We start from the raw sequence: 25,911 nt of genomic DNA on the forward strand, positions 1-25,911 counted from the left end.
ATGCGCTTTCCTGCCTACGACCCCACCAAACCCAAGATCGCGATCCGCGAGCTGTTCAAGCGCTTCGACGGCGCGCCGCTGAATGCGCTGGAGCACATCAATCTCGACATCCTGCCCAACGAGTTCGTCACCTTCGTCGGCGCCTCGGGCTGCGGCAAGAGCACGCTGCTGCGCACCATCGGCGGGCTGGAGACGCACACCAGCGGCGAACTGCTGGTGGACGGCAAGCCGGTGGCCGGCCCCGACATCGACCGCGCGATGGTGTTCCAGCACTACAGCCTCTACCCCTGGATGTCGGTGCTCGACAACATCCGCTTCTGTCGCCAGCTCGCCGCGCACACGAAGAACCGCAGCTCGGCCGATGTCGAAGCGGCCTCGGGCCGCGCCGACGCGCTGCTGCGGCTGATGGGTCTGCAGGCCTCGGCCGACGCCTGGCCCAACCAGCTCTCGGGCGGCATGCAGCAGCGCGTGGCGATCGCGCGGGCACTCATGGGCCGGCCCGGCATCCTGCTGATGGACGAGCCCTTCGGAGCGCTGGACGCGCAGACGCGCGAGGTGATGCACGACCTGATCCGCCACGTGCACAAGCTCGAACGCGCGACCATCGTCTTCGTCACCCACGACGTCGAGGAAGCGATCTACCTCGGCGGCCGCGTGGTGCTGATGGCGCCGCGACCGGGCCGCATCGACACCGTCTACGACGTGCCGTTCGGCGACCAGCGCACGCAGGACCTCAAGCACGCGCCCGAGTTCCTCGCGCTCAAGCGCGAGATCCTCGAACGCATCCGCGAGACCTCGGGCATGAAGACCGATCTCGAACAGCTGCAACGCCTCTCCGGCCTGACCGCCGAAACCGTGTGACCACCCGCGGAGACACTCCATGAGCCCCACCAGCACCTACCCCGTTCCCGAGACACTCAGCGACCCGCTGAGCGTGATCCCGTCCAACCCGCCGGCCGCGATGCCGGTCGACGCGCCCGCGCTGTGGCAGCGCTTTCCGCAGGCCGCGCTGGCGGGGGTGCACACCGGCCACGCGATGTGGAGCGAAGTCATGCCCGGCGGCAGCCACTGGAGCTGGCGCATGCCGCGCGGCAGCGCGATCCGCTTCGTCGCGCTCGAGGCCGGCGCCAACGTCAGTCTCGTCATGTACTCGGCGCTGGAAAAACTCGAGCGCTACAACATGCCCGACAGCCTCAAGGCGCAGCACACCGCGCACTACGGCAAGGGCCATGTGCTGATGAGCGACATGGGCCGCAGCATGGCCAGCGTCACCGCCGACAGCCTGGGCTGGCACGACCCGCTGGGCGCGCTGCTCGACAACGAGCTGATGGACGCCAAGTACGGCGCGCTGCCCTACGAGCAGGCGCGCAACGCCATGCACCGCTCGGGCAAGGACGGGCTGCTGATCGAGATCGGCAAGTACGGCCTCACCAGGCGCGACCTCGTCGCACCGGTCAACCTGTTCAGCAAGGTCAGCGTCGACGAGCAGGGCCGATTCCACTTCGCGAAGGACCACAGCCGCGCGGGCGACTTCGTCGAGCTGCGCTTCGACATGGACGTGATCGTCGCGGTCTCCAGCGCGCCGCACCCGCTGGACCCGTCGACCGAGTGGGCGCCGAAGAAGGTCGGCCTGCTGGCCTGGCGCTGCGGCGCCGCGCCGGCCAACGACGCCTGCCGTGCCTTCCGCCCCGAGAACGCGCGCGCCCTGCACAACAGCGACATGCTTTACCTGTGAGCGAGGAGACCGACATGAACGCCATCACCGCCACCGACATCCGCATCCAGGAAAGCTCGCTCGATCCGGCCGCTGCCGTGATGAATCAGCGCCACCCCGCGGGCGAGCCCATCCTGTTCGCCGTCAACAAGGGACAGACGCTGCGCATCGTCGACCTCGAGGGCAACCAGGCCGCCGACGTGATCTTCTACAACCGCGACGACCTGGCCGAGCACTACAGCGCGACCGACACCATGCTGCACCAGGGCGGCATCTACCTCACCACCGGCTCGGTGATCCGCAGCAACGACGCGCGGCCCATGCTCACCATCGTCGCCGACACCTGCGGCCGCCACGACACCCTCGGCGGCGCCTGTGCGGCCGAGAGCAACACCGTGCGTTACGCGCTGCAGAAGAAGTTCATGCACAGCTGCCGCGACAACTACCTGATCGCCCTGCAGCGCGCCGACATGGGCCTGACCAAGCGCGATCTGGTGCCCAACATCAACTTCTTCATGAACGTGCCGGTGACCGGCGAAGGCGCGCTGAAGTTCGACGACGGCGTGTCCGGCCCGGGCAAGTACGTCGAGATGCGCGCCGAGATGGACCTGTGGGTGCTCATCAGCAACTGCCCGCAGCTCAACAACCCCTGCAACGCTTACAACCCGACGCCCATTCAATTGATCGTCTGGGACCCCGCCTGACCGAACCCTTGTGAAACCGGCCAGCAGGACGGCCTGCTGCGCGACACCCCTCGGCAGGACGGCCTGCCACCGGAGAGCCCATGTTCCGCAAGGTCCTGATCGCCAACCGCGGCGCCATCGCCTGCCGCATCATCCGCACGCTCAAAGCCCTTGGCGTGCAGAGCGTGGCCGTGTATTCCGAAGCCGACGCGCAGGCCCGCCACGTGCGCGAGGCCGACGAGGCCTATTTGCTCGGCCCCGCACCCGCGGCCGAGAGCTACCTCAGGGCCGACCGCATCCTGCAGATTGCCAAAGACTGCGGCGCCGAGGCCATCCACCCCGGCTACGGCTTCCTGTCGGAGAACCCGGGCTTTGCCCAGGCCTGCGAAGACGCGGACATCGCCTTCATCGGCCCCACGCCCGAGCAGATGCGCGCCTTCGGCCTCAAGCACACGGCGCGCGACCTGGCCGAACAGCGCGGCGTGCCGCTGCTGCCCGGCACCGGCCTGCTGGCCGACGCGGCGCAGGCCCGCGCCGAGGCGCTGCGCATCGGTTACCCGGTCATGCTCAAGAGCACGGCCGGCGGCGGCGGCATCGGCATGCGCCTGGTGTGGAGCGAAGACGAACTCAGCGACGCCTTCGCTTCGGTGCAGCGCCTGGCCAGCGCCAACTTCAAGGACGCCGGCCTCTTCCTGGAAAAGTACGTCGAGCAGGCGCGCCACATCGAGGTGCAGGTGTTCGGCGACGGCGCGGGCACGGTGCTCGCGCTGGGCGAGCGCGACTGCTCGGTGCAGCGCCGCAACCAGAAGGTGATCGAAGAGACGCCCGCGCCGGGCCTGACCGATGCGCAGCGCAGCGAACTGCACGCCACCGCGGTACGCCTCGCGCAGGCGGTGAACTACCGCTCGGCCGGCACGGTGGAATTCGTCTGCGACGCGGCCACCGGCCAGTTCTACTTCCTCGAAGTCAACACCCGCCTGCAGGTGGAACACGGCGTGACCGAGCAGGTCACCGGCGTCGATCTGGTGGCGTGGATGGTGCAACTCGCCGCGGGCGATCTGCCGCCGCTGGCCACGCTGGCGCCCACGCCGCAGGGCGCGTCCATCCAGGTGCGGCTGTACGCCGAAGACCCGGCGAAGAACTTCCAGCCGAGCGCCGGTTTACTGACCGAAGTGTTCTTTCCATCAGACGCCCGCGTTGACGGCTGGGTCGAACGCGGCACCGAGGTGCCCGCCTGGTACGACCCCATGCTGGCCAAGCTCATCGTCACCGCGCCCGACCGCGAACAGGCCTTGCAGAAACTCGACGACGCATTGGCCGCCACGCGCCTGGCCGGCATCGAAACCAACCTGGGCTACCTGCGCCAGGTGGTGCGCGACCCGGTGTTCCGCGAAGGCCGGCAGGTCACGCGTTTTCTCAACAGCTTCCACTTTCGCCCCGCGACCGTCGAGGTGGTCGAGCCCGGCGTGCAGACCAGCGTGCAGGACTGGCCGGGCCGCCTGGGCCACTGGGACGTGGGCGTGCCGCCCAGCGGCCCCATGGACGCCTACGCGCACCGCATGGCCAACCGCCTGGTGGGCAACGCCGACGACGCGGCCGCGCTGGAGATCACGCTCTCCGGCCCTACGCTGCGCTTCAACGCCGACGCAGTGATCGCCGTGACCGGCGCGCCCGCGCCCGTCACGCTCGACGGCGCGCCGCTGGCGATGTGGCAGAGCCACCGCGTGGCCGCTGGCAGCGTGCTCGCGATCGGCCGCGCCGAAGCGGGCTGCCGCCTGGCGCTGGCCGTCGGCGGCGGCTTCGACGTGCCGCTGTATCTCGGCAGCCGCAGCACCTTCACGCTGGGCCAGTTCGGCGGCCACGCCGGCCGCCACCTGCGCACCGGCGACGTGCTGCACCTGCTGTCCGCCGCGCCCACTACGGCACCCGCTGCGTTGCCGCCCGCCCTCGTGCCCGCGCACGCCCACCACTGGGACGTGGGCGTGCTCTACGGCCCGCACGGCGCGCCCGACTTCTTCACGGAAGGCGACGTGGCCACCTTCTTCGCCACCGACTGGGAAGTGCACTACAACTCCAGCCGCACCGGCGTGCGCCTGATCGGCCCGCGTCCGCAGTGGGCGCGCACCGACGGCGGCGAGGCGGGCCTGCACCCGTCCAACATCCACGACAACGCTTACGCCATCGGCGCCATCGACTTCACCGGTGACATGCCGGTGATCCTCGGCCCCGACGGCCCCAGCCTGGGCGGCTTCGTCTGCCCGGCCGTGGTGGTCAACGCCGAACTCTGGAAGCTCGGCCAGCTGCGCCCGGGCGACACGGTGCGCTTCCACCGCCTCTCGCTGGCGCAGGCCGCCGCGCGCGAGGCCGCTGTCGAAACCGCCATCGCCACGCTGGCCGGCGCCCTGCCCGCCGCGCCGGTGGACGATTCGCTCGCGCACACCTCGCCGGTGATCCACGAAGACCCGGCGCGCGAAGACGACAGCGTGCCCGCCATGGTCGTGCGCCAGGCCGGCGACCGCTACCTGCTGGTCGAGTTCGGGCCGCTGGTGCTCGACATTGAACTGCGCCTGCGCGTGCACGTGCTGATGCAGGCGCTGCGCTCGCGCATGGACGCCGGCACGCTGCCGGGCATCATCGACATGACGCCCGGCATCCGCTCGCTGCAGCTGCACTTCGACCCGGCCAAGGTCTCGCGCGAAACGCTGCTGGCCGTGCTGATCGAGGCCGAGGCCGCGCTGCCCGCGGTCGACGACATGGTGGTGCCCAGCCGCACGGTCTACCTGCCGCTGTCGTGGGACGACCCGCAGACCCGGCTGGCGATCGAGAAGTACATGCAGTCGGTGCGGCCCGACGCGCCCTGGTGCCCGAGCAACATCGAGTTCATCCGCCGCATCAACGGGCTGGACAGCATCGACGACGTGTTCCGCACCGTGTTCGACGCGCGTTACCTGGTGCTGGGCCTGGGCGACGTGTACCTGGGCGCGCCGGTCGCAACGCCGCTGGACCCGCGCCACCGCCTCGTGACCACCAAGTACAACCCCGCGCGCACCTGGACCCCCGAAAACGCCGTCGGCATCGGCGGCGCCTACCTCTGCGTCTACGGCATGGAAGGCCCGGGCGGCTACCAGTTCGTCGGCCGCACGCTGCAGATGTGGAACCGCTGGCGCCACGGCGAAGGCGTGTTCACGCAGCCCTGGCTGCTGCGCTTCTTCGACCAGATCCGCTTCGTGCCGGTGAACCAGGACGAGCTGCTGCGCATCCGCGCCGCCTTCCCGCACGGCGGCTATGCGCTGCGCACGGAAGAGGGCACGTTCAGCCTGAAGGACTACCGCGCCTTCCTGGCAGAAAACGCGACCGGCATCGGCGCCTTCAAGGCGCAGCAGCAGGCCGCCTTCGACGCCGAACGCGAGCGCTGGGCCGCCGCCGGGCAGGACGTGGTGGCCAGCGACGCCGACGTGGCCGCCGCAGGCCCCGAGAGCGAGCTGGACCTGCCCGCGGGCGGCCGCGCGCTGGCGACCAGCGTGCCCGGCAGCGTGTGGAAGGTGGCGGTGACCGAAGGCCAGCAGGTGCGAGCCGGCGAGGTGCTGATGGTGATCGAGTCCATGAAGATGGAATTCAGCCTGCTCGCCCCGGCCGACGCGACCGTGCACCGGCTCATGTGCCAGCAAGGCGCGCCGGTGTCGGCGGGCCAGAACGTGCTGGTGCTGGTCGACGCCGAAACCCACGCCGAAGCGGCCTGACACGGCCGGGATTCAAAGAACTTTCACGGAGCCCTCATGGACCTGAGCACCCTGTCTTTCGACCTCGCCAGCCTGCGCGCCGCCTACGCCGCCGGCACCCCCGTGCGTGCCGTCATCGCCGAGGCCCAGCGCCGCTGCGCCACCGACGCGAACCACGCCTTCATCCACCGCCTGACCGACGCGGAGATCGAGCCCTACGTGGCCCACCTCGACGGCGTGGACCCGGCCAGCCTGCCGCTGTACGGCGTGCCGTTCGCGATCAAGGACAACATCGACCTCGCGCACATCCCCACCACCGCCGGCTGCCCCGAATACGCCTACACGCCCGGCGAGAGCGCCTTCCTCGTGCAGCAGCTCATCGCGGCCGGCGCGGTGCCGCTGGGCAAGGCCAACCTCGACCAGTTCGCCACCGGCCTCAACGGCACGCGCTCGCCCTACGGCGCGTGCCAGAACGCGTTCAACCCCGCCTTCGTCTCGGGCGGCTCCAGCTCCGGCTCGGCCGTGAGCATGGCCAAAGGCTGGGTCAGTTTCTCGCTGGGCACCGACACGGCCGGCTCGGGCCGTGTGCCCGCCAGCTTCAACAACCTCATCGGCCTCAAGCCCAGCATCGGCCTGCTCTCGGCCACCGGCGTGGTGCCAGCCTGCCGGTCGGTGGACACTGTGTCCATCTTCGCCCTCACCGCCGCAGACGCACAGGCCGTGCTGGCCGTCGCTGCGGTGCCCGACGAAGCCGACGCCTTCAGCCGCGCCGCCAAGCCCTTCGGCGTGGACTTCTCCGCCGGCCCCTTCCGCTTCGGCGTGCCGCGCCCGCAGGACCTCAACTTCTTCGGTAACGAGGCTGCCATCGGGCTGTTCGCGCAGAGCATCGAACGCCTGCACGCCCTCGGCGGCACCGCGGTCGAGATCGACCTCACGCCCTTCCTCGACGCCGCGCGCCTGCTCTACGAAGGCCCGTGGGTGGCCGAGCGCTACGTGGCGATCAAGGACTTCATCGAAGCGCAGCCCGAGGCCGTGTTCCCGCCGGTGCGCACCATCATCGAAGGCGGCAAGAGCAAGACCGCCGCCGACGCCTTCGCCGCCAGCTACAAGCTCAAGGCCCTCAAGCGCGTGTGCGACGCCGTGTGGCAAGACGTGGACTGCCTGCTCACGCCGACGGCAGGGACGATCTACCGCATCGCCGACATGCAGGCCGACCCGATCCGCCTGAACAGCAACCTCGGCTACTACACCAACTTCATGAACCTGCTGGACTACGCCGCTGTCGCGGTGCCCGCGGGCTTCCAGGCCAGCGGCGACGCGCAAGGCCTGCCCTGGGGCGTGACCCTGGCCGCGCCCGCCTTCAAGGACGTGCCCCTGCTGCGCCTGGCGGACCGCTTCCACCGCGCGCAGGCGGCGCTGTCACTCGGCGCCACCGCCGCGACGCTGGCCGACACCCCCGCCATCGGAACCGGGCTGCCCAAAGGCAGCAACACCGCCGGCACCGTCAAGGTCGCCGTCTGTGGCGCACACCTCAGCGGCCTGCCGCTCAACTGGCAACTCACCCAACGCGGCGCGCGCCTGCTCGGCGCGGTGCAGTCCGCACCCGAATACAAGTTCTACGCCCTCGCCGGCGGCCCGGTCCAGCGGCCCGGCATGGTGCGCGTCAACGAAGGCGGCGCCGCGATCGCCATGGAAGTCTGGGAACTGCCCGCCGAACACTTCGGCAGCTTCGTCGACGGCATCCCCGCGCCGCTGGGCATCGGCAAGGTGAAGCTGGCCGATGGGACGTGGGTCAGCGGGTTTGTGTGCGAGGCGGTTGGGGTCGAGGGTGGGACCGAGATTACTCAGCTGGGGAGTTGGCGGGGGTGGTTGGCGCGTGCCAGCTGACCGAACAGCCGCGTTGATGGGGCCTTGAACATGGGCGTGTTGATATCCTGTGTGCTCAACGCCAAAGCGATTGGCTTCATGGGAGCAAGGATCAATGTCAATCCCCACACAAGTTCAAGAACTGATCGATGGAAGTGGCAACAACTTTCATGCCAAGGTCGCTCGTTGGTTCATAGCAGAGGGCTGGAGGGTCAGCGTCAGCCCTTACTACATGGACCAGACTCAGCAAAAGGCCAGAGAACTCGATCTTGTTGTCGAAAAATCGATGCCGGTACGGGGGAGTTTTGGCGATCTGGTTGGCGACGTTATCGTCCGTCTTTTCGTCGAATGCAAGTTTGTCCCCGGCTATTCGGTCTTCTGGTTTACCAGCAAGAACAAGGCGGCAGTTGAACGCGTCGTATGCAACAGCGGCCCCTTCAAGGCAAACAACCTGTACACCAACAAACATCACTACCTTGTTGGTGACCGAGTCGCGAAGCTATTCACTTCATCGAACAACCGCGGACAAGAGGCCGAACCGTTCTACAAGGCATTGAATCAGGCCCTCAATGGACTCGTTTCTCTTCGCACGCAGCCGGTGAAGGGAAGTCGCCCCGAAAGATCGTCAGCTCGAGTGTTGGCAACTCTGGATTTCCCAGTTGTTGTTTGCAGCTCATTTGACAATCTGTACGCCGCCGACTTTGACGGGCAACGCGAACCAATTGAGATCCAGGAGAACTTCCAACTAGAGGTCGAGTACGCATACGTCACACCGGCAGGCCACGCAGCTGAAGAATTGTTTCTGCTGGATTTTGTGGAGTACGAGCGGCTGCCCGTCTTTGCTACCGCATTGCTGGAAGATGCACAAGTGGCGGGTTTCCTTGCGACCTGAACGGAGCGCTCGTGCGAAGGATATCCAGTCGTCTTCCACTCAATGTTGGAATCGGGGAAAAGCGATGAAGCCGATCATGGCGCTTTTCACGCTGCTATTGCTGGGGGCCTCTACTGAAGGTGGTGGGTACCTGGTCGAAGTGAAGTCTGTTCCCCCCGCTGCGGCGGAATCGTCAGACAGACACAATCTCACGCTACCGCTTGAGGTGGACCTTCAGGTCGCTGAATCCTTCGTTCGCATTGGCTTTGGACTGAAAAAGGACCAGCGCTTCCAATCCTATGAATTTTTGACGCCTCGCCTTCGAACAGCGCAAGCTGTTCCGCTGATACGGCTGATTAAGCAGTACAACGGGTTCAACGGGGAGCGGGTCGCAGCAGCGGTCGAGAAGCTGCGAGGCCGGATTTCGGGTTTGGAGTTCGGCCGTGAAGGTTCGCCAGTTCTCTATATCGAGCTGCCGCACTGGAGTCATCAGCGTGAAGAGGCTGACACCAGTGTTCAAGGCACCAGGATCACAGACGCCGAGAACGACAGGCTCGTCGAGGAACTGCGTCAGGTGTTTGTCGATGAGTTGAAGGCGGATGAGTTTGGTGCGGATGGACGCAGGGTTCGCGTGTGGTGGGACTGATGGTGACACCTTGGCCGTATGGAGCATGCCTTGATGCTGAGTCTTGAAAGTGCTCGTTGGTCCGAGCTTGAACATGCCTACGGCCGCGCTTCCGACATCCCGCCGTTGCTTCGCCAACTCCAGGATTTGCCAGGGTCTGTAGGGCAGTCTGAGCCGTGGTTCAGCACTTTGGAGTGCTCTGGCCCATCAGGGCGATGTCTTTTCAGCTTCGTTCGCAGCGGTCCCGCATGTCATCGCCGCTCTGGCATCGGCACCGGCAAAAGCCGATGTGTCCTTTTTCATTTCCCTGCGCGGGTGGAAATCTGCCGGGCCAAGAAGGAGACTCCAATTCCGCCTGACTTGGCGGACGGCTACTTTGCAGCTCTTCAGCGCCTTCCTGCGCTAGTGGCAGAAGCCGCTTCCGGGCGCACCGATCCAGACTTTGCTGCATGCGCAACAGCTGCCATCGCAGCTACGTTGGGGCAGCACGCGATGGCCGAGGTCATTCTTGAAATGTCGACACCCGGACTCTCGCTTGAAGTCCTTCAATGGCTCGACGACCGTTGATGCCCAAGCTACCCTGTGTTTTCATCCTCTTCAATAACCCGCTGGACCACCTTCAGCGCCATACGGGAGAACCTGATGGGTGTCGACCTCAACAAAGATCCCACCTTTTTTGATCGAGCGGATGCTCACATCCAACTTGCCAATGAACACTGCTCCGACACGGGGCGAGGCAAAGTCAGCGCATCGCTGATGTACGGAAGCGCGAGGTTTCAGGCATGGAATGCTGCGACCTGGGCCGAAGATGTCGAAGACATGAAGGCCAGGCGCGATGAGACCGTCAAGTACTTTGTCGAGCAATACAAGGCCATGCTCGAGGAGAACCTCGATGACTACATCGGCAACTTCGAGCAGTACATGCGCCCGAACGGGTCTCTTGATGCCGCTTGATTCCTTTGGGGTGCTGTTGCCCATGCTTGTTGTTCTCGTCTGAATGCAGTGGGTGGCGTGAACTCCGAAGTTCGTGCATCGCCGGTCGAAAACTGCCTCACCCACCACCCCGCGCCAAGCTCCTCCCCACCCGCTCACTCGCCCTGCGCAGCCGCTCCTTCAGCACGGGCGGCTCCAGCACATCAAACTTCACGTCCAGCGCCATTAGCCAGTAGACCAGCGAGTCCAACTGGCCCGTGCCGCAGAGCATGAGGCAGTGCGCGTCGTCGATCGCTTCCAGCGTGGCGGCGGACGTGGCGCGAAGTGCGCGCCGGTGCGGGGTGTGCCCTGCACGCGGTCGATGCGGAAGGTGCGCCAGTCGTCGCGCGCCGGGTCCCAGGCCACCAGGTACCAGTGGTGGCCGGTGTGCACCAGCCCGTGCGGCTGCACTTCCTGCCGTTTTCACTAAGTCGGGCCGAACGCCTGCGGGGAGAGAATGAATCGATGAGCACCTCAACCTCCTCCTTCCTCTCCGACGCCGACCGCACCCCGGTCGTCACCTACACCTGGGCCGACGTGGCCGGCGCGCCCACCGGCGTGGTGCAGATCGCCCACGGGCTGGCCGAGCACGGCGAACGCTACGACCGCTTTGCCCGGGCGCTCAATGCGGCCGGTTTCGTGGTCCACGCGGTCGACCACCGGGGGCACGGGCGCACCGCCAACGGGCGGCTGGGCGACTTCGGCGCCGCCGGGTTCGGTGGCCTGATCGCCGACGTGGCCCAGTTCGGCGCCGCGCTGCGCGCGCAGCACGGCGGCCTGCCGGTGTTCCTGGTCGGACATTCGATGGGCTCGTTCGCCGCACAGGCGGCGATGCTCGACCACTCGTCCACCTGGTCGGGCGTGGTGCTGTCCGGCTCGACCGCGCTGGACGCGTTTGCCGCGGCCATGGCCAACGCGCCCGCGGACGGGCCCGCCGGCCTCGAAGCCTTCAACGCGGGTTTCGAGCACCGCACGGGTTACGAGTGGCTGTCGCGCGACCCCGCCGAGGTGGACGCCTACGTGGCGAACCCCTGGTGCGGCTGGGACGTGCCGGCCGATGTGATTCCCGCCCTGTTCGCGCCCGCGCCCCGGGTGGCCGACCCCGCGCTGCTGGCCGGCATCCGCCGCGACCTGCCGGTGCTGATCGCTTCCGGCGACGCCGATCCGCTGGCCGGTGGCGGCGCGCTGATCCAGCTGCTGGGCCAGCGTTACCGCGATGCGGGCCTGGCCGACGTGACCGTGAAGCTCTACCCCGGCGCCCGCCACGAGATCCTGAACGAGACCAACCGCGACGAGGTGACCGCCGACATCGTGGCCTGGCTTCGCGCGCACGCGGCCTAGGCGCCGCACACGCAGCGATGAGCACCCGAGAAACTGACCACCAGCCGTTGCCTGCTCTAAGCCTGTTCAAGAACGCCAAGGCGTTCGAGACCTGGCTCAAGAAGCACCACGCCAGTTCCGACGGCCTCTGGCTCCAGATCGCCAAGCGGGGCGCGGATCAGCCCAGCGTCACCTACGCCGAAGCGGTGGAGATCGCGCTGTGCTGGGGCTGGATCGACGGACAGAAGAAGGGGCTGGACGACCAGCACTTTCTGCAGCGCTTCACGCCGCGGCGTGCGCGCAGCGTCTGGTCGAAGGTCAACGTCGAGAAGGTCGCGGTACTCATCGCCGCAGGGCGCATGCAGGCGCCGGGCCTCGCTCAGATCGAAGCGGCCAAGGCCGACGGCCGCTGGGCGAGAGCCTACGACGGCGCACGCACGTCGATGGTGCCCGACGACCTGCAGGCGGCGCTGGACGCGCAGCCGCCCGCCAAGGCCTTCTTCGCCACGATCAACGCCAGCAACCGCTACGCGGTGTTGTGGCGCATCCAGACCGCCGTGAAGCCCGAGACGCGCGCCCGCCGCATTGCGCAGCTGGTGGACATGCTGGCGCGCGGCGAGACGATTCACATCTTCAAACCGAAGGCCAAGGACTGACACAAGGGTTGACGTTCGCCCCGAGCATCAACCTGTGTGGGGCAATAATCGTCGGCAGAAGAAACAATGCCTTTGTCCAGTGACCGCAGACAGTGGTGCTCCGTGGACAGGCGACTCGAATGCCCAAAGGGAGACGTTTTTGATGCTGAGTCTGGAAAGCGCTCGATGGTCGGAGCTTGAGCATGCATACGGCCACGCTTCCGACATTCCGCCACTTCTGCGGCGCCTTCGTGATATGCCGTCATCCATCGGTGAGTCGGAGCCGTGGTTCACCCTGTGGAGTGCGCTGGCCCATCAGGGCGATGTCTACTCAGCGTCGTTCGCAGCGGTTCCGCATGTCGTAGACGCTTTGGCATCGGCGCCAGCGAAGGCCGACGCATCGTTCTTCCACTTCCCCGCCTGGGTGGAAATCTGCCGGGTCAAACAGGAGGCTCAGATTCCAACCGACTTGGCGGCCGCCTACTTTGCAGCACTGCAGCGCCTCCCGGCGCTGGTGGCGGAAGCTGTTCCCGGGCGCAACGAACCGGACTTTGTTGCCAGTGCGACGGCCGCCGTCGCTGCCGCGCTGGGGCAGCACGCAATGGCCGAGGTCATCCTCCAAATGTCGTCTCCCGGACTCGCGCTTGAGATTCTCGGGTGGCTCGACGACCGTTGACGCCCAGGCCACGCTTCTCCATCCCCTTCAAGAACCCGCCGAACATCCTTCAGCGCCCTACAGGAGAACCCAATGGGTATCGACCTCAACAAAGATCCCACCTTCTTTGATCGGGCGGATGCTCACATCCGACTGGCCAACGAACACTGCGCCGACACCGGGCGAGGCAAGGTCAGCGCATCGCTGATGTACGGTTGCGCGAGGTTCCAGGCATGGAACGCAGCAACCTGGGCCAAGAATGTCGAAGACATGAAGGCCAGGCGCAATGAGACCGTCAAGTACTTTGTCGAGCAATACCAGACCATGCTCGAGGAGAACCTCGATGACTACATCGGCAACTTCGCGCAGTACATGCAGCAAGAAGATCCGCCGAAACCCCCAAGCACCGTCCTTGAACGGTATGCCGAAGGCGAGCGCTCATTTGCCTCGGATGACTTTGGCGACGAGACCCATGATCTGGCTGGCGCGACGCTGGATGATGCCGACTTTTCTGGGTGCTTCATCGTTGCAGACTTCCGGGGCGCCAGCTTGCAGCGAGCCAGTTTCAGAAACGCGAACGTCAAGACATGCGATTTCTCCGGAGCCAATCTTCTGGATGCGTCATTTGAAGGCGCTGCCATCGATGGTGCGAGATTTGACGGAGCATCGCTTTCGGACGCCTCATTCACGGGTGCATCCGATCAAGGTCACATCTATTCTTCCAACGAACTACCCGGTGTGAGCGATCCCGGGCACATGCCCGATACCTGAATGAAAGCCCTCGACACCTCACCCCAAAACGACCAGCTCGTCGCGCCGGACAAGCGGCCCGGGCGTCGGCTGCGTGTCGCCCTGTACGTTCTCCTTTGCGTGGCGGCTTCGCTGGTTCCGCCAGCGTTGGAATTAGCGAACTACCCGGCGCTGGAAAGCGGGGCACTCGATTTCGTCAGGGCGCTCGGGGGATTGTTGGCACTTGCCGTCCTCACATTCCCGGTTGGAATTGTTCCGGTCGCTCTTTGGGTGCTGATGGTGATACCGGGCATTGCGACGCCGTTTGAGGCTGTCGGGGCGCTGTTGCCCGTGTTTGCATTTCTCGGCTACAAGCAATGGTTCGTTTGGATTCCGAAACTGGTGCAGCGCCGCTCGAAAACTGATTCGCGCTAAGCCAAAGGCGCAGATGTCTTCTGAGCAAGAAGTGGCGCCAACCCCCTCTGCCCCAGCGGCGTCACTGCCACATCCCGCCCCGCTCCACGCCGCACCCAGCCCTGCGCCACCAGATGCAGGTACAGCTGGTCGGCCAGTTCACCCGCCAGGTGGTCGCGCCGCTCGGACCAGTCCAGGCAGGGGTAGGCGTAGCGCCGCTTCTTGCCCGGCTCGGGCGCCTCGAAACCGAGGCGCAGCAGCCACGCGCGACCGCTGTCGGTGAGCGTGTAGCCGCTGCTCACCGGCTGCAGCCCGTCGGCCGCCATCAAGCCGTCGAACAGTTGAATCCCCAGTCGCCCCGCCAGGTGCCCGTAGCAGCAGCGCGCTTCGCGCAGGCGCGCCCGTTCGGGCGAGGCCCACTGCTGCTCGTGTTCGCCGCGCTCGGCCACCACGGCCAGGGCTTCCAGCGCGTGGGCCACGTCGGCGTCGGCGAGCCGGTAGTAGCGGTGGCGGCCGCGCGGTTCGCAGACCACGAAGCGGGCTTCGAGCAATTGGTTGAGATGACCGCTGGCGGTGGCGGGCGTTACGGACGCGGCCTTGGCCAGTTCGCTGGCGCTCGCGCATTCGCCGCTGAGCAGGTAGGCCAGCATGCGCGAGCGCGCCGGGTCGGCGACCATGGCGGCCACGCGGGCGAGGCGGGGTTCGTGCGGGGTGCGGGTCATGGCCCTCAGCGTAGCGCAGCCCGCGAATCTTCGGGCGCCTGAGTGCGCTCGTGCAGGCCGTAGTCGCGCAGTACCTCAGCCACCCGCAGGCGGTAGCCCGCGAAGACATCCGACCGCCCGGCCTGTTGCGCGGCGCGGTGGTGTTCCTGGCTGCGCCAGGCTCGCACAGCCGCCTCGTCGCGCCAGAAGCTCAGCGACAGATAGCGGCCCGGTCGGGCCAGACTTTCGAAGCGTTCGACCGAGAGGAAGCCGTCGATGGCTTCCAGCTCGGGGTGCAGGCTGGCCGCGATGTCGAGGTAACGCGGCGCGGCGCCTTCCTGCGGCTCGACCTCGAAGATGACTGCGATCACGGCGCCACCTGCCGCGGCTGGTGGACCGTGCCGGCCACGTCTTCGAGCCAGCTGCGCTCCTCGCGCAGGATGAAGCGCTGCGCCTGCGCCAGCTCGAAGTTGGCGCGGCCTTCGGGGTCGGCGCGCAGCACGGCGCGGTAGCGCTCGTAGGCGGCCAGATCGTCAAAGCCGATCAGGCCCCAGGCAATATCGTTGCTGCCTTCGTGCGGCAGGAAGTAGCCGAGCAGGTTGCCGCCGCAACGGGGAATGATGCGACCCCAGGCCTCGGCGTAACGGCGATACGCCTCGCGCTGGAACGGGTCGATCTGGTAGCGGATGAAGCAGGTGATGGGCATGGGGGCACACGGTGGTGGAACAGGGTGTTCACTGTGCCGCGGCTGGGGTGAAGGATGCTTCGGTGTGGGCCGAAGTCTGGGAACGTCAATCCAAGCAATGGCAAGCGATGTTCGAGTCCATGGTGCGGCTACCATGAACTACAACCATGCAGTGACTTTGTTATGCAGGGGTACTAAAGAGAAAGACAGGATCCCGCAATGTCAAGCGCCGCTCAAAAGTGTCACGTGGTTCAAACCTCGTTCCCTCCGGATGACGATACCGATATGGAGTCGCTTCGCTTCACTCCCGACGGGCTGTCGTTCACTATGGTCAGTTCACGTTGGCGTGCGAAAGTTGTTTTCGCTCAGACCTACGGGTTTCGGGTCCTCGACGAACTGGACATGGCCGAGCATCTTTCGGGATGCTGCCTGGCAGATGGGTGGTTGTTTGAAGTGGCCTGTGGAGGTTGGAAAGACTTTGAATGCACCCGACCGTCCTTCACCACCGGACGCTTGTCCTGGGTTCGCGAATACCTCGTGATTGGGCGTGACAAGTGCGCGTCGGTACTGACCAAAGAGGAACCGGTAGTTCAGGCAGAGGTGCTTTCCGGGTCTTTTTTTGAGTCCGACGCCCTCAGCGAGCTGAACAACCGGATCAGTGAGGTTCTGTTCTACCAATGGGACCCCATCGGTGTTTCGGACATGTTGAATGCTCGTGACGAGTACGACATATATGTACCCTTGGTGGTCGGCAAGCTGACCGGAGGAGCCACGCAACAAGAGGTCGCAGCCCTTCTCGATCAGATTGCTTCAGAGAGGATGGGCTTGCTGGCGGACCCCGCGCGCACGGGGCGTACTGCGGCTTTGGCGTGCGAATGGTTCGAACGCGTGTGTTCGTAGCGGTCCCAACCCAACCTGAATTCCATGCAACCTGAGCACACCCTGCCGGTTCACCTCCTCTGCGTTCGTGCCTTCGCCGATGTCGCCCGCGACTACCGCGCCTGGTGCGAAGGGCCTCGGGCAACCGATCCGATGCAACTGCTGCGGGAGGCGACGCGCCACGTCGCTCGCCTGTGCGCGACAGCGCTGGAGCTGCCTGACGTGGAGTTTGTCGATCACCCAGATCCGCCGGACTTGCCCAAGGCGGACTGGGATGCCATGTTCAAGAGTTTTGGGACGCTGCCGTTCGGCTACTACCGCGAGGTCTTTGACCCGGCGATTGAAGGCATGGAGGGGCCGGTCGTGGGCGATGTCGCAGACGACCTGGCAGACATCTATAAGGATTTGGTCGATGGGCTATGGCTTCTGGAGCATGGTCACGCGGTGGCAGCCGTCTGGACCTGGAAGCTCACCTTTGACAGTCACTGGGGGCGCCACGCCGTCAGCGCGCTTCGTGCGTTGCATTGCTACGGCGAAGGTGGCGGAGCCTCCACGACCGGCAGATCAACGTTTCACTGACTGCTCATCCACACGCAGATACATGCCCACCCACTCCCGCCGAGCCCTTCTCCTGTCCACACTGCTGGGTGCGGCGTCCCTCAATGCATGGGCCAGGCCCGCAGGCCAGGGTATGACCCCCGACGAGCGCCGCGAAGCCTTGGGCCGGTTCATCGCGAAGAAGAAGTTTGTCAAGGAACCGTTCTATCCCGTCGACTTGGACGAACCAGACCGCCTCCGGTACGAGTCCTGGGTGAACCAGCTGGCGCACGCGTTGCGCCGGCTGGCGCCGTCCAGGCAGACGAAGCCGGTCGTGCTGGGCATGTTTAAGCCGGTGATGAAGAAGTTCGACACCGCCGAGGTCGAGGACCAGGATCGGTTCCTGCTGTACCTCGACGAGCTCATGGAGATCTTTGGCATCGAGAGCTCGGACGGTCTGCTGAGCCAGTGGCGCCACGGTGTCGACCCGAGAGCATCCATGGAGGCGCGCAACGCCCAGGCGCTTGCAGCGATGACGCCCGACCAGCGCGCGCTGCTCGACCGGCTTCAGGGCATGACGGCCACCAATGCGGAGGCGACGCTGCGGTCGGTGCTGGGCGCGCCGCAATCCGAGACGGAGGTGCTCAAGGTGTGGAGCTTGCCCAACGACCCGGCCTCCAGTCTGGGGCTGTCGATTCGAGGGCACGCCGTGATGTTCATCTGGATGCTACCGAACGGCCACGTCTACGGGCGCCGGTTGTGACGACCCGTGTCAGCGCGCGCCGGGGTTGCGCTTGACCACACCCTTGCTGTCCAGCACCGCGCGGGCCAGCACCTCGGGGTCCTGGCCGGGCAACATGCCGTCGAGGACCAGTGTCGCCAGGCCGTGCACCAGCGACCAGGCGCGCAGCGCGGCCACCCTGGCATCGGCCGTCACGTCGCTGCGCGACTGCATGCCCTGGTCGAACACGCTGGTGGCCCGGGCGATGGCCGCGACGAGTTCCGGGCTGCGGCTGCGGTCGGCCACTGCGGGGCCGAACATGAGTCGGAACATGTTGGGGTGGTCCGCCGCAAAGCGCACGTAGGCGATGCCCATGGCGGTGAAGGGTTGCGGTGCGCCGGTGGAGGCTTCCTGCATGGCCTGGGTGAACGCATCGAATCCCTGGGTCGCGAGCGCGGCCAGCATCGCCTCCTTGTTCTCGAAGTGGCGGTAGGTCGCGGTCGGGGTCACCCCGGTCCTGCGCGCCACTTCCCGAACGCTGACGGCGGCTTCGCCGCCTTCATCCAGCAGCGCGGCCGCCGCCTGCAGCAGGGCGGCCTTCAGATCGCCATGGTGGTACGCCTTGGGAGCGCCGCGTTTTGATGTTGACACTGTGCACATCTCCAACTAGAGTGCGCAAAGTTTACAGCGTACACATCGAATCCGGCCATGAAGATCTTGCTGAATGCCGTGGGCAGCCATGGCGATGTCCTGCCCCTGATCGCGATGGGGCGGGAGTTGCTGCGTCGGGGTCACCGCCCGCACCTGTTCGCCAACGGGGCCTTCGAAACGATGGCGCAGGAGGCGGGCCTGCCGTTCTCCGCCACGGGCGCGGCCGACGACCTCGCGCGGCTGCTGAAGGACCGCGACGCCGCGGATCCGAGGAAAGGCATGTCTCTGATGGCCGGGGTCGTGATGCAGGGCATCCGCCAGACCTATCCGCTGCTGTGTCGCGAGTTCGAGCCAGGCAACACCATCGCGGTGGGCACCTCGTTGGGCTGGGCGACGCGCCTGCTGTCGGAAACGCACGCCGCGCCGGTGGCGGTCGTGCACCTCGCGCCCTCGTGGTTCCGGTCGGAGCACGTGGCTCCGAGCCTCGGGCCGTTGGGGCATCTGGAGCGTGCGCCGCGTTGGATGAAGCGCTGGCTGTTCGCGGGCATGGACAAGCGCTTTCTCGACCCCTTGTTCACGGCGCCCTTCAACCAGTTCCGGGCCGAGCTGGGGCTCGCGCCGGTGCAGCGCAGTTTTCACGCGTGGATCCACCAGGCCGATGCCGTCCTGGGCATGTTTCCAGAGTGGTTCGCCGCACCGCAGCCCGATTGGCCGTCACCGGTGCAGCTGACCGGGTTTCCCTTGTACGACCACGGCCACGATTCGCCGCTGCCCGACGCGGTGTCGGCGTTCCTCGCGGCGGGCGAAGCGCCGGTACTCGTCACCGCGGGTACCGCGACCCAGTCGCAGAGCGCGTTCTTCGACACGTCGATCCGGGCTTGCCAACAGTCGGGGCAGCGCGCCCTGCTGCTGACGCAGGACGCCGCGCAGTTGCCGGCCACCCTGCCCGCCGGAATGGCCCACTTCCACTACGTGCCCTTCCAGGCCTTGTTGCCGAAGGTGGCGGCGCTGATCCACCACGGCGGCATCGGCACCACCAGCCACGCCATGCGGGCCGGTGTGCCGCAGCTGATCCGTCCGATGGGCTTTGACCAGTTCGACAACGCATTGCGCGCGAAGCGCTTGGGCGTGGCCCAGCAGATCCTGCCGCGGCGCTACGGGCCGGACAGCGCGGCGGCGGCTTTGCGATCCCTGACGGGCAGCGACGAGGTGCGCGCACGTTGCGCCGAGGTGGCGCGCAGGCTGTCGACAGGAGGTGGTGTCGAGGCCGCCTGCGATGCGGTGCTCGGGCTGAGCCCCAGGCCAAGGCCGCAGGCCTAGACCGCCGCGCCCGTCCAGCGCCAGGCAGGCGCGTGTCTTGCTTCGAAGCCGGTGCCCCGCCCCTGCGCGCACTGGCACGGTGCGTGCCCTTCAACTCTTTCGGAGACTCCATCATGGTCACCCGTCGCACCACCCTCGCCTGCGCTGCCGCCCTTGGCGCCCTGTCCTTCTCCGGTCTGTCGGCCGCGCAGGGCAAGTACCCCGACCAGACCGTCAAGCTCATCGTCGCCCTGCCCGCCGGCGGCAGCGTGGACATGATCGCGCGTGCGCTGGGCCAGAAGCTGAATGCCTCGCTCGGCGTACCGTTCATCGTGGACAACCGCGGCGGCGCATCGGGCCAGATCGGCATGCCGATGGTGGCCAAGGCCGCGCCCGACGGCTACACGCTCACCGTGTCGCCGGCCTCGTTCCTGACCACGAACAAGAGCGTCTTCAAGTCCCTGCCCTACGACCCGGAGGCGGACTTCATGCCCGTCTCGCGGCTGGTCAACCAGCCCATGGTGCTGATCGTCAAGGACAAGCAGAAGTACCCCACGGTCGCGGCGCTGATTGCAGCTGCAAAGGCCAAGCCGGGCAGCATCACCTACGCCTCTTCCGGCGACGGCAGCCCGCAGCATCTGGGTGGCGTGCTGTTCGAATCGCGCGCCAAGGTCAAGATGCTGCACGTGCCCTACAAGGGCGGGGCGCTGGCCATCAACGACACGCTGGCCGGTACGGTGGACGTGATGTTCGCTGTGATGCCCGAGGCGGTGCCCCACGTGTCGTCGGGCAAGCTGTTTGCGCTGGGCGTGATGAGCCCCACCCGCTCGCCGGTGATGCCGCAGGTGCCCACCATGAGCGAAGCGGGCGTGGCCGACATGAATCTGTCCGCCTGGATGGCGCTGCTGGCACCCGCCAAGACGCCGCGCCCCATCATCGACCAGCTCAACCGCGCCGTGCAGGCCGCGTTCGATCCGGAGCTCAAGGCCAAGCTGGCCGAGAGCGGCATCGAGGTGGCGACCAGCTCGCCCGAGGAAGTCCAGCGCCTGATCGCGACCGACATCAAGCTGCATGCCGAGCTGGTCAAGTCGGCGGGGCTGGTGCCGCAGTAGCGGCGCAGCCCGGGGTCACCTCAGCACAACACGCCGGCAAAAAACGCCGACAGTTCCTCGAACCCGTCCAGCGGCAGCACGTTGGCGATGTACTGGTCGGGGCGCACGACGATGAGGCAGCCGCGTTCGCGGTCGATCCCGCGCATGTCGTAGATGTCGCCCAGGCCTTTGTGGTCCACGCAGAAAACCTTCTCGTGGTCCTGCAGGCCGAGCTTGCCAGTCCTCGGCTTGAGCAGCGAAGGCATGCGCTCATAGGCCAACTGGTCGAAGGTCTGCTGGAACACGGCGCGCACGTCAATGATGGCGTCGATGTCCTCTCCCTCTCGGGTGTGCTTCACGACCGGTGACTGCGCGTTGGTTTCCAGCCAGTCGGCCAGTTTGTGGATCGCCGAGCCGGGGTTGGAGCTGTCGGCCTTGCCCGCGAAGGCGTAGATGCGCCAGCGCGCGTCGGCTTCGGCCGCGTGGCCGAGCTGCATCTGTTTCGCGTCCGACAGGCGCACCACGGGCGCCGAATGGAAGCGGCGACCGATCTCTTCGCCCTTGGCGAGCGCCTGGTGCGTGCCGGGCGCGAAGAGGGCCGAGGTGTCGTACTTCACCGCGGTACCGCCGGTGAACTCGAGGTTGGCCTTGAACTGGCGGATGATGCGCGGCTCTTCGGTGCCGTCGCGTTCGGCCTGCGTGGTCGGCGCGGACATGATGCGCGACCACTCGTGGTCGGTCTCGACCAGGCGTTTGGCTTCGGTCAGGCGCTCCTTCGAGTAGCTGCGCAGCAGGCTGGCGTCGGCGCGGCCCTGCAGCACGTGCACCAGCTTCCAGCCGAGATTGAAGGTGTCCTGCATCGAGACGTTCATGCCCTGCCCGGCCTTGGGCGAGTGGGTGTGGCAGGCGTCGCCAGCGGTGAACACGCGCGGGGCGCAGTCCGAGCCCTCGGGCACGTCGTCGAACTTGTCGGTGAGGCTGTGGCCAATGTCGTAGATCGACCACCAGACGATCTCTTTCACGTCGATCGAGTACGGGCGGATGATGCGGTTGGCGGCGGCGATCATGTCGTCCTGCGTGAACTTGCGGCTCGCGGCCTTCTCGCCGTCCTTGAGCTTGTCGAGTTCGACGTACATGCGGAACACGTAGCCGCCTTCGCGGGGCAGGATCAGCACGTTGCCTTCGTTGGCCGAGGAGATCAGGCACTTCTGGCGCACGTCGGGGAAGTCGGTGTTGGCCAGGATGTCCATCACGCCCCATGCCTGGTGCGCCGCGTCGCCGTGCAGTTCGCCGCCAATGGCCTTGCGCACGGCCGAGTGCGCGCCGTCGCAGCCGACCACGTAGTTGGCCCGCACCGTGCGCGTGGCCCACCAGTTGATGCCGCTGGCGTCCTTGAGCGTCACGGTCACCGGGTGGTCGTCGGTGGTCGGGTCGACCGTCAGGCTCACGATCTCCCAGCCGTAGTCCGGCTCCAGGCGCGAGGCCGAGTTCTTCATGACTTCAAGGAACAGCTCGTGCAGCCGCGCCTGGTTGATCAGGATGTGCGGCATCTCCGAGCTGTCGTCCGCCACGTCCTGGACCCGGCCGACGCGTTGGATGTGCTGCGGGTTGACGGGGTCGGGCATCCAGAAGTTGGTCTGGTTGACCCAGTAGGTCTCGCGCTTGACCTTGTCGGCGAAACCGAAGGCCTGGAACATCTCCATGGTGCGCGTGTTGATGCCGTCGGCCTTGCCCTTGATGATGTTCGTGGGCATGCGCTCGACGATCATGGTCTCGATCTGCGGGAACTGCGCCAGCTGTGCGGCCAGGCACAGGCCAGCCGGGCCGGTGCCGGCGATCAGCACGTCGACCTTCTCGGGCAGGGGTTCGTTGGTGCCCCGGTTGCGGCGGCCCGGCGCGGCCTCCTTGATGTCGGGATTGCCGCCGCGGAAGCCGTCTTTGTAGAACTGCATGGGTTGTCTCCTGGGTGATCGGACACCACGAACGATTGGTGTGTGAACAAATGATATCTATGCTTACTAATGTCTGTCAAGACGGTACGTATACTTATCAATCATTGTTTGAAACGGAGCGCGAGCATGGACTCACTCGACATGGCCGGGCACCTGATCCGCCGCCTGCACCAGCAGTCGACGCTGGTGTTCGTCCAGCGCACGCAGGAAGCGGGTTTTGACCTGACGCCCATCCAGTTCGCCGCGCTGGACGCGATCTCCAACCAGCCGGGCACGGACCAGGCGACGGTGGCCGAACTGATTGCCTACGACCGCGCCACGATTGGCGGGGTCATCGAACGGCTGGAGCAGAAGGGCTGGGTGCGCCGCGTCGTCAGTGAGCGGGACCGCCGGGCGCGTGAACTGTCGCTGACCCCGGAAGGGCAGCGCATCCTCAAGGCGCTGGTCCCGGTGGTGCGCGGTCTGCAGGACGAGATCCTGCTCTCGCTCAGCGACGCCGACCGCGCGCGTTTCCTCAAGCTGGCACGGCAGGCCGTCGGCCAGTAGCCGCCTCCGGTCAGCCGCGCGCGGTGCGCCCCATGTGCAGCGCCAGTCCCTGCAGCAGGCCCAGCGCGACCAGGCCCAGGCCTGCGGTGAGCCAGAGCGCGTGCCCGCCCCAGTGCGCCATCGCCAGGCCGAACAGCACCGGCGCAAAGGCCTGCGACACTCGCGCAGGCGCCATCAGCCAGCCCTGGCGCTCGCCATAACCCGCGGCGCCGAACACCACCAGCGGCAGCGTGCCCTTGGCAATGGTCAGGATGCCGTTGCCCATGCCGTGCATCACCGCGAACAGCCAGCCGCCCAGCGGACCGCCCAGCGCGAGCAGCAGCACGCCGATGGGGTGCCCTGCGGTCGCAAAGCGGCTCGAGAGCAGCGGGTGCGCGCGGCGCAGAAAGCCGAACTCCAGCAGACGCCCCGCCACCTGCGCCGGGCCGACCAGCATGGCCACGCCCAGCGCGGCCTGGGCCGACAGTCCCTGCGCCTGCAGCAGCAGCGGCAGGTGGGCCGCCATGGCGGTGCTGGTGAACCAGGCGATGGCGAACACGGCGGCGAGCACGACAGCGACGCCGTTGCCGGCAGCGGCTGGCGACGCGGACGGGGGCGTCGTGGAGGTGGCGTCGGCGGCGGTCACGGCTTGCGGTGGCGGTGGCTCTTCCACACGGCCTTTGGGCAGCAGGCTGTGCAGCGGCAAGCCGAGCACGATGTGCAGTGCGGCCCAGCCCAGGCAGGTGCCGCGCCAGCCGAACGCGCCGAGGCCCCACTGCGTGAGCGGCCAGCCAACCGTGCTGGCGAAGCCGGCGATCAGGGTGATGCCGGTGATCGCGTTGCGGGCGCTGACCGGGTAGAGCCGCACCAGCGTGGCGAAGGCCGCGTCGTACAGGCCGCTCCCCATGGCCACTCCGATCACGCACCATGCGGCCCAGACCTGCCACTCGGTCTGCGCGAGCCCGAGTGCGGCCAGGCCGACGGCGAACAGCAGATTGGTGACACGCAGGACCGTCCGGCCGCCATGCTCGTCCAGCGCCCGGCCGGCGCGTGGCCCGACCAGGGCCGAGATCACCAGCGCCAGCGTGAAGGCGCCGAACACGTGGGTGACGGGGATGCCCAGTTCCGCGGCCAGCGGCGCCGCTAAAAGGGCAGGCAGGTAGTACGACGATGCCCAGGCCAGGGTCTGCGTGGTGCCCAGGGCAGCCACCACACCGCGTTGGCCGGGTCTTCTCACCTCATGCGGTCTGGAGCATCAGCTGTTCCAGACGGGGCAGGTAGTGCTCCAGCGACGGAACCACCAGACCCGGCGTCTTCGCCAGGTCGTCAAAGCGCCGCAGCCGCACCGCATCGGCGGCGTGCGGCTGGCGCAGGAAGGCGCGCGACTCCACTTCGGTGAAGGCGCCGCCCTGTTGGGCCAGGCTGTGCACCGACGCGGCCGAGAGCCCCGCGAAGTAGCCACCCTCGGCCTGGCAGAGATAGCGCTTGGCGTCGACGTGCAGGCGGATGGGTTCGAGCACCGCGTCGGGCAGGATGCCGCGCAGGAAGGGCAGCAAGTTGTACTGGTGCAGGTCGTCGCGGCTCATGTCGCTTTCGATCGTACCGGCCTTTTGCGCATCGATCATGTGCCCCAGGTCGTGCAGCAGACAGGCGATGACCAGTTCATCGGATTCCCCGGCCAGCTCGGCCAGGTGCGCGCACTGCAGGGCGTGCTCGCGCTGGTTCACCGCTTCGAGGCCGTACTGTTGCGAACCCCGCTCGCCGAGCAGGTGCTGGATGTCTTGAAGGGTCAGGGACATGGCGGGTCTCCTCAGATCATGAATTTGCGGATGCGTGCCGAAACCAGGTCGATCGCGGTGACGGTCACGATGATGATCAGCATCACGGCGGCGGTCTCGGCGTACTGGAAGCCGCGGATGATTTCCCAAAGCACCACGCCGATGCCGCCGGCACCGACCATGCCCACCACCGAGGCCGAGCGCACATTGGCCTCGAAGCGGTACAGCGCGTAGGAAATCCACAGCGGCATCACCTGCGGGATCACGCCGTAGACGATCTCGTGCAGCGCCGACGCACCGGTGGAGCGGATGCCCTCGACCGGCTGCGGATCGATTGCTTCGACCGCTTCCGAGAACAGCTTGGCCAGCGTGCCGGCGGTGTGGATCCACAGTGCCAGCACGCCCGCGAACGGGCCCAGGCCAACGGCGACCACGAACAGCATCGCGAACACCATCTCGTTGATGGCGCGGAAAGCATCGAGCACGCGGCGCACCGGCTGGTAGATCCACCAGGGCGTGATGTTCGACGACGCCAGCAGTCCCAGCGGCACCGCCGAGACCACGGCCAGTGCCGTTCCCCAGACGGCGATCTGCAGTGTGACCACCATCTCTTCGACATAGAAACGCCAGCTGGCGAAGTTGGGCGGGAAAAACTCGCTGGCGTAGCGGGCCATGTTGCCCGAGTCGCGCAGCAGGTCCATCGGCCGCATGTCGGCGCCTTCCCAGGAGGCGCCCAGCACCAGCAGGACCGCGGCCCAGCCGATGTACCAGGCCAGGCTGTGTTTCTGGGCGGCGTCGTTCAGCCCGGCGGACGTCGCAAGGGTGGAAGCAGGTGTCATGGGTCTCTCCGGTCGCAAAAAGGCCCGCCGTGAGGCGGGCCCTGGAAGGA

General features: G+C 66.7%; 28 protein-coding genes and 1 pseudogene. 20 read left to right on the plus strand and 9 right to left on the minus strand.

Annotated elements, in window-relative coordinates:
• The 9 genes from ACLIJ1_RS18065 to ACLIJ1_RS18105 all read left to right on the plus strand — a co-directional run bounded on the left by ACLIJ1_RS18065 (position 1) and on the right by ACLIJ1_RS18105 (position 10,432).
• Entirely contained in the window at positions 1-861 is an 861-nt protein-coding gene (locus tag ACLIJ1_RS18065; RefSeq protein ID WP_411366928.1) for an ABC transporter ATP-binding protein, read from the plus strand.
• A gap of 175 nt (positions 862-1,036) precedes the next feature.
• Positions 1,037-1,735 (plus strand): urea amidolyase associated protein UAAP1, encoded by a 699-nt coding sequence (locus ACLIJ1_RS18070; RefSeq protein WP_411367034.1) that lies wholly within the window; start codon positions 1,037-1,039, stop codon positions 1,733-1,735.
• Positions 1,736-1,749: 14 nt separating this feature from the next.
• On the plus strand, positions 1,750-2,418 hold the full coding sequence (locus ACLIJ1_RS18075) for an urea amidolyase associated protein UAAP2 (protein ID WP_411366929.1): 669 nt from the start codon (positions 1,750-1,752) through the stop codon (positions 2,416-2,418).
• Between the two features lie 80 nt (positions 2,419-2,498).
• Positions 2,499-6,137 (plus strand): urea carboxylase, encoded by a 3,639-nt coding sequence (gene uca / locus ACLIJ1_RS18080; protein WP_411366930.1) that lies wholly within the window; start codon positions 2,499-2,501, stop codon positions 6,135-6,137.
• A gap of 36 nt (positions 6,138-6,173) precedes the next feature.
• On the plus strand, positions 6,174-8,003 hold the full coding sequence (gene atzF / locus ACLIJ1_RS18085) for an allophanate hydrolase (protein ID WP_411366931.1): 1,830 nt from the start codon (positions 6,174-6,176) through the stop codon (positions 8,001-8,003).
• Between the two features lie 94 nt (positions 8,004-8,097).
• Positions 8,098-8,874, plus strand: a complete 777-nt coding sequence (locus ACLIJ1_RS18090) for a hypothetical protein (protein WP_411366932.1) — start codon at positions 8,098-8,100, stop codon at positions 8,872-8,874.
• A 64-nt stretch (positions 8,875-8,938) separates the two neighbouring features.
• Positions 8,939-9,499, plus strand: coding sequence for a hypothetical protein (locus tag ACLIJ1_RS18095; protein WP_411366933.1), 561 nt, complete (start codon positions 8,939-8,941; stop codon positions 9,497-9,499).
• A 33-nt stretch (positions 9,500-9,532) separates the two neighbouring features.
• A complete protein-coding gene (locus ACLIJ1_RS18100; RefSeq protein WP_411366934.1) occupies positions 9,533-10,045 on the plus strand; it encodes a hypothetical protein in 513 nt (170 codons plus the stop codon).
• 75 nt (positions 10,046-10,120) lie between these two features.
• Positions 10,121-10,432: a DUF3144 domain-containing protein gene (locus ACLIJ1_RS18105; RefSeq protein WP_411366935.1), complete on the plus strand. Its 312-nt coding sequence runs from the start codon at positions 10,121-10,123 to the stop codon at positions 10,430-10,432.
• Positions 10,433-10,529: 97 nt separating this feature from the next.
• Here the strand turns inward: ACLIJ1_RS18105 and ACLIJ1_RS18110 are convergent.
• Positions 10,530-10,861: pseudogene (locus ACLIJ1_RS18110) on the minus strand (helix-turn-helix transcriptional regulator); the annotation flags it as partial.
• 54 nt (positions 10,862-10,915) lie between these two features.
• On the opposite strand from ACLIJ1_RS18110, the gene ACLIJ1_RS18115 reads away from it, so the two are divergent.
• From ACLIJ1_RS18115 to ACLIJ1_RS18135, 5 genes are all read left to right on the plus strand, one after another.
• The gene (locus ACLIJ1_RS18115; RefSeq protein WP_411366936.1) at positions 10,916-11,791 is read left to right on the plus strand and encodes an alpha/beta fold hydrolase; all 876 of its coding nucleotides are present in this window, start codon (positions 10,916-10,918) and stop codon (positions 11,789-11,791) included.
• A 17-nt stretch (positions 11,792-11,808) separates the two neighbouring features.
• The gene (locus tag ACLIJ1_RS18120; protein ID WP_411366937.1) at positions 11,809-12,426 is read left to right on the plus strand and encodes a YdeI/OmpD-associated family protein; all 618 of its coding nucleotides are present in this window, start codon (positions 11,809-11,811) and stop codon (positions 12,424-12,426) included.
• 142 nt (positions 12,427-12,568) lie between these two features.
• Complete coding sequence (locus ACLIJ1_RS18125) at positions 12,569-13,081, plus strand: hypothetical protein (protein ID WP_411366938.1); 513 nt, start codon at positions 12,569-12,571, stop codon at positions 13,079-13,081.
• A gap of 72 nt (positions 13,082-13,153) precedes the next feature.
• On the plus strand, positions 13,154-13,831 hold the full coding sequence (locus ACLIJ1_RS18130; RefSeq protein ID WP_411366939.1) for a DUF3144 domain-containing protein: 678 nt from the start codon (positions 13,154-13,156) through the stop codon (positions 13,829-13,831).
• On the plus strand, positions 13,832-14,224 hold the full coding sequence (locus ACLIJ1_RS18135) for a hypothetical protein (RefSeq protein WP_411366940.1): 393 nt from the start codon (positions 13,832-13,834) through the stop codon (positions 14,222-14,224).
• Here ACLIJ1_RS18135 and ACLIJ1_RS18140 read toward each other — a convergent pair.
• From ACLIJ1_RS18140 to ACLIJ1_RS18150, 3 genes are read right to left on the minus strand one after another with little or no spacing between them, the layout of a single operon-like run.
• A complete protein-coding gene (locus ACLIJ1_RS18140) occupies positions 14,221-14,925 on the minus strand; it encodes an ArsR/SmtB family transcription factor (RefSeq protein ID WP_411366941.1) in 705 nt (234 codons plus the stop codon). The genes ACLIJ1_RS18135 and ACLIJ1_RS18140 overlap by 4 nt on opposite strands.
• 5 nt (positions 14,926-14,930) lie before the next feature.
• Positions 14,931-15,275, minus strand: coding sequence for an antibiotic biosynthesis monooxygenase family protein (locus ACLIJ1_RS18145; RefSeq protein WP_411366942.1), 345 nt, complete (start codon positions 15,273-15,275; stop codon positions 14,931-14,933).
• A complete protein-coding gene (locus tag ACLIJ1_RS18150) occupies positions 15,272-15,610 on the minus strand; it encodes an NIPSNAP family protein (protein WP_411366943.1) in 339 nt (112 codons plus the stop codon). The genes ACLIJ1_RS18145 and ACLIJ1_RS18150 overlap by 4 nt, the downstream gene beginning before the upstream one ends.
• Before the next feature lie 198 nt (positions 15,611-15,808).
• Between ACLIJ1_RS18150 and ACLIJ1_RS18155 the strand changes: the two genes are divergently transcribed.
• Genes ACLIJ1_RS18155 through ACLIJ1_RS18165 form a run of 3 tightly spaced genes read left to right on the plus strand, consistent with a single transcriptional unit; the run spans position 15,809 to position 17,768 of the window.
• Positions 15,809-16,489: a hypothetical protein gene (locus ACLIJ1_RS18155; protein WP_411366944.1), complete on the plus strand. Its 681-nt coding sequence runs from the start codon at positions 15,809-15,811 to the stop codon at positions 16,487-16,489.
• 24 nt (positions 16,490-16,513) lie between these two features.
• Entirely contained in the window at positions 16,514-17,047 is a 534-nt protein-coding gene (locus ACLIJ1_RS18160) for a DUF5063 domain-containing protein (protein ID WP_411366945.1), read from the plus strand.
• A gap of 22 nt (positions 17,048-17,069) precedes the next feature.
• Positions 17,070-17,768 (plus strand): DUF4844 domain-containing protein, encoded by a 699-nt coding sequence (locus ACLIJ1_RS18165; protein ID WP_411366946.1) that lies wholly within the window; start codon positions 17,070-17,072, stop codon positions 17,766-17,768.
• Between the two features lie 9 nt (positions 17,769-17,777).
• On the opposite strand, the gene ACLIJ1_RS18170 is transcribed toward ACLIJ1_RS18165, so the two are convergent.
• On the minus strand, positions 17,778-18,377 hold the full coding sequence (locus ACLIJ1_RS18170; protein ID WP_411366947.1) for a TetR/AcrR family transcriptional regulator: 600 nt from the start codon (positions 18,375-18,377) through the stop codon (positions 17,778-17,780).
• A 57-nt stretch (positions 18,378-18,434) separates the two neighbouring features.
• On the opposite strand from ACLIJ1_RS18170, the gene ACLIJ1_RS18175 reads away from it, so the two are divergent.
• The gene (locus ACLIJ1_RS18175) at positions 18,435-19,697 is read left to right on the plus strand and encodes a glycosyltransferase (RefSeq protein ID WP_411366948.1); all 1,263 of its coding nucleotides are present in this window, start codon (positions 18,435-18,437) and stop codon (positions 19,695-19,697) included.
• Positions 19,698-19,810: 113 nt separating this feature from the next.
• On the plus strand, positions 19,811-20,788 hold the full coding sequence (locus ACLIJ1_RS18180; RefSeq protein WP_411366949.1) for a Bug family tripartite tricarboxylate transporter substrate binding protein: 978 nt from the start codon (positions 19,811-19,813) through the stop codon (positions 20,786-20,788).
• A gap of 20 nt (positions 20,789-20,808) precedes the next feature.
• On the opposite strand, the gene ACLIJ1_RS18185 is transcribed toward ACLIJ1_RS18180, so the two are convergent.
• Positions 20,809-22,719, minus strand: coding sequence for an FAD-dependent monooxygenase (locus tag ACLIJ1_RS18185; RefSeq protein ID WP_411366950.1), 1,911 nt, complete (start codon positions 22,717-22,719; stop codon positions 20,809-20,811).
• A gap of 126 nt (positions 22,720-22,845) precedes the next feature.
• Here ACLIJ1_RS18185 and ACLIJ1_RS18190 point away from each other — a divergent pair, with 126 nt between their 5' ends.
• Positions 22,846-23,265 carry a MarR family winged helix-turn-helix transcriptional regulator gene (locus tag ACLIJ1_RS18190; RefSeq protein ID WP_411366951.1) on the plus strand — a complete coding sequence of 140 codons (420 nt, stop codon included), beginning with the start codon at positions 22,846-22,848 and terminating at the stop codon, positions 23,263-23,265.
• 10 nt (positions 23,266-23,275) lie between these two features.
• Here the strand turns inward: ACLIJ1_RS18190 and ACLIJ1_RS18195 are convergent, their stop codons facing one another.
• From ACLIJ1_RS18195 to phnE, 3 genes are read right to left on the minus strand one after another with little or no spacing between them, the layout of a single operon-like run.
• On the minus strand, positions 23,276-24,481 hold the full coding sequence (locus ACLIJ1_RS18195) for an MFS transporter (RefSeq protein WP_411366952.1): 1,206 nt from the start codon (positions 24,479-24,481) through the stop codon (positions 23,276-23,278).
• Position 24,482: 1 nt separating this feature from the next.
• Positions 24,483-25,043, minus strand: coding sequence for a phosphonate degradation HD-domain oxygenase (locus ACLIJ1_RS18200; protein ID WP_411366953.1), 561 nt, complete (start codon positions 25,041-25,043; stop codon positions 24,483-24,485).
• An 11-nt stretch (positions 25,044-25,054) separates the two neighbouring features.
• On the minus strand, positions 25,055-25,861 hold the full coding sequence (gene phnE, locus ACLIJ1_RS18205) for a phosphonate ABC transporter, permease protein PhnE (RefSeq protein WP_411366954.1): 807 nt from the start codon (positions 25,859-25,861) through the stop codon (positions 25,055-25,057).
• Positions 25,862-25,911 lie beyond the last annotated feature (50 nt).

It is taken from the genome of Hydrogenophaga sp. RWCD_12 (assembly GCF_046604225.1).
Lineage (GTDB): Bacteria > Pseudomonadota > Gammaproteobacteria > Burkholderiales > Burkholderiaceae_C > Hydrogenophaga.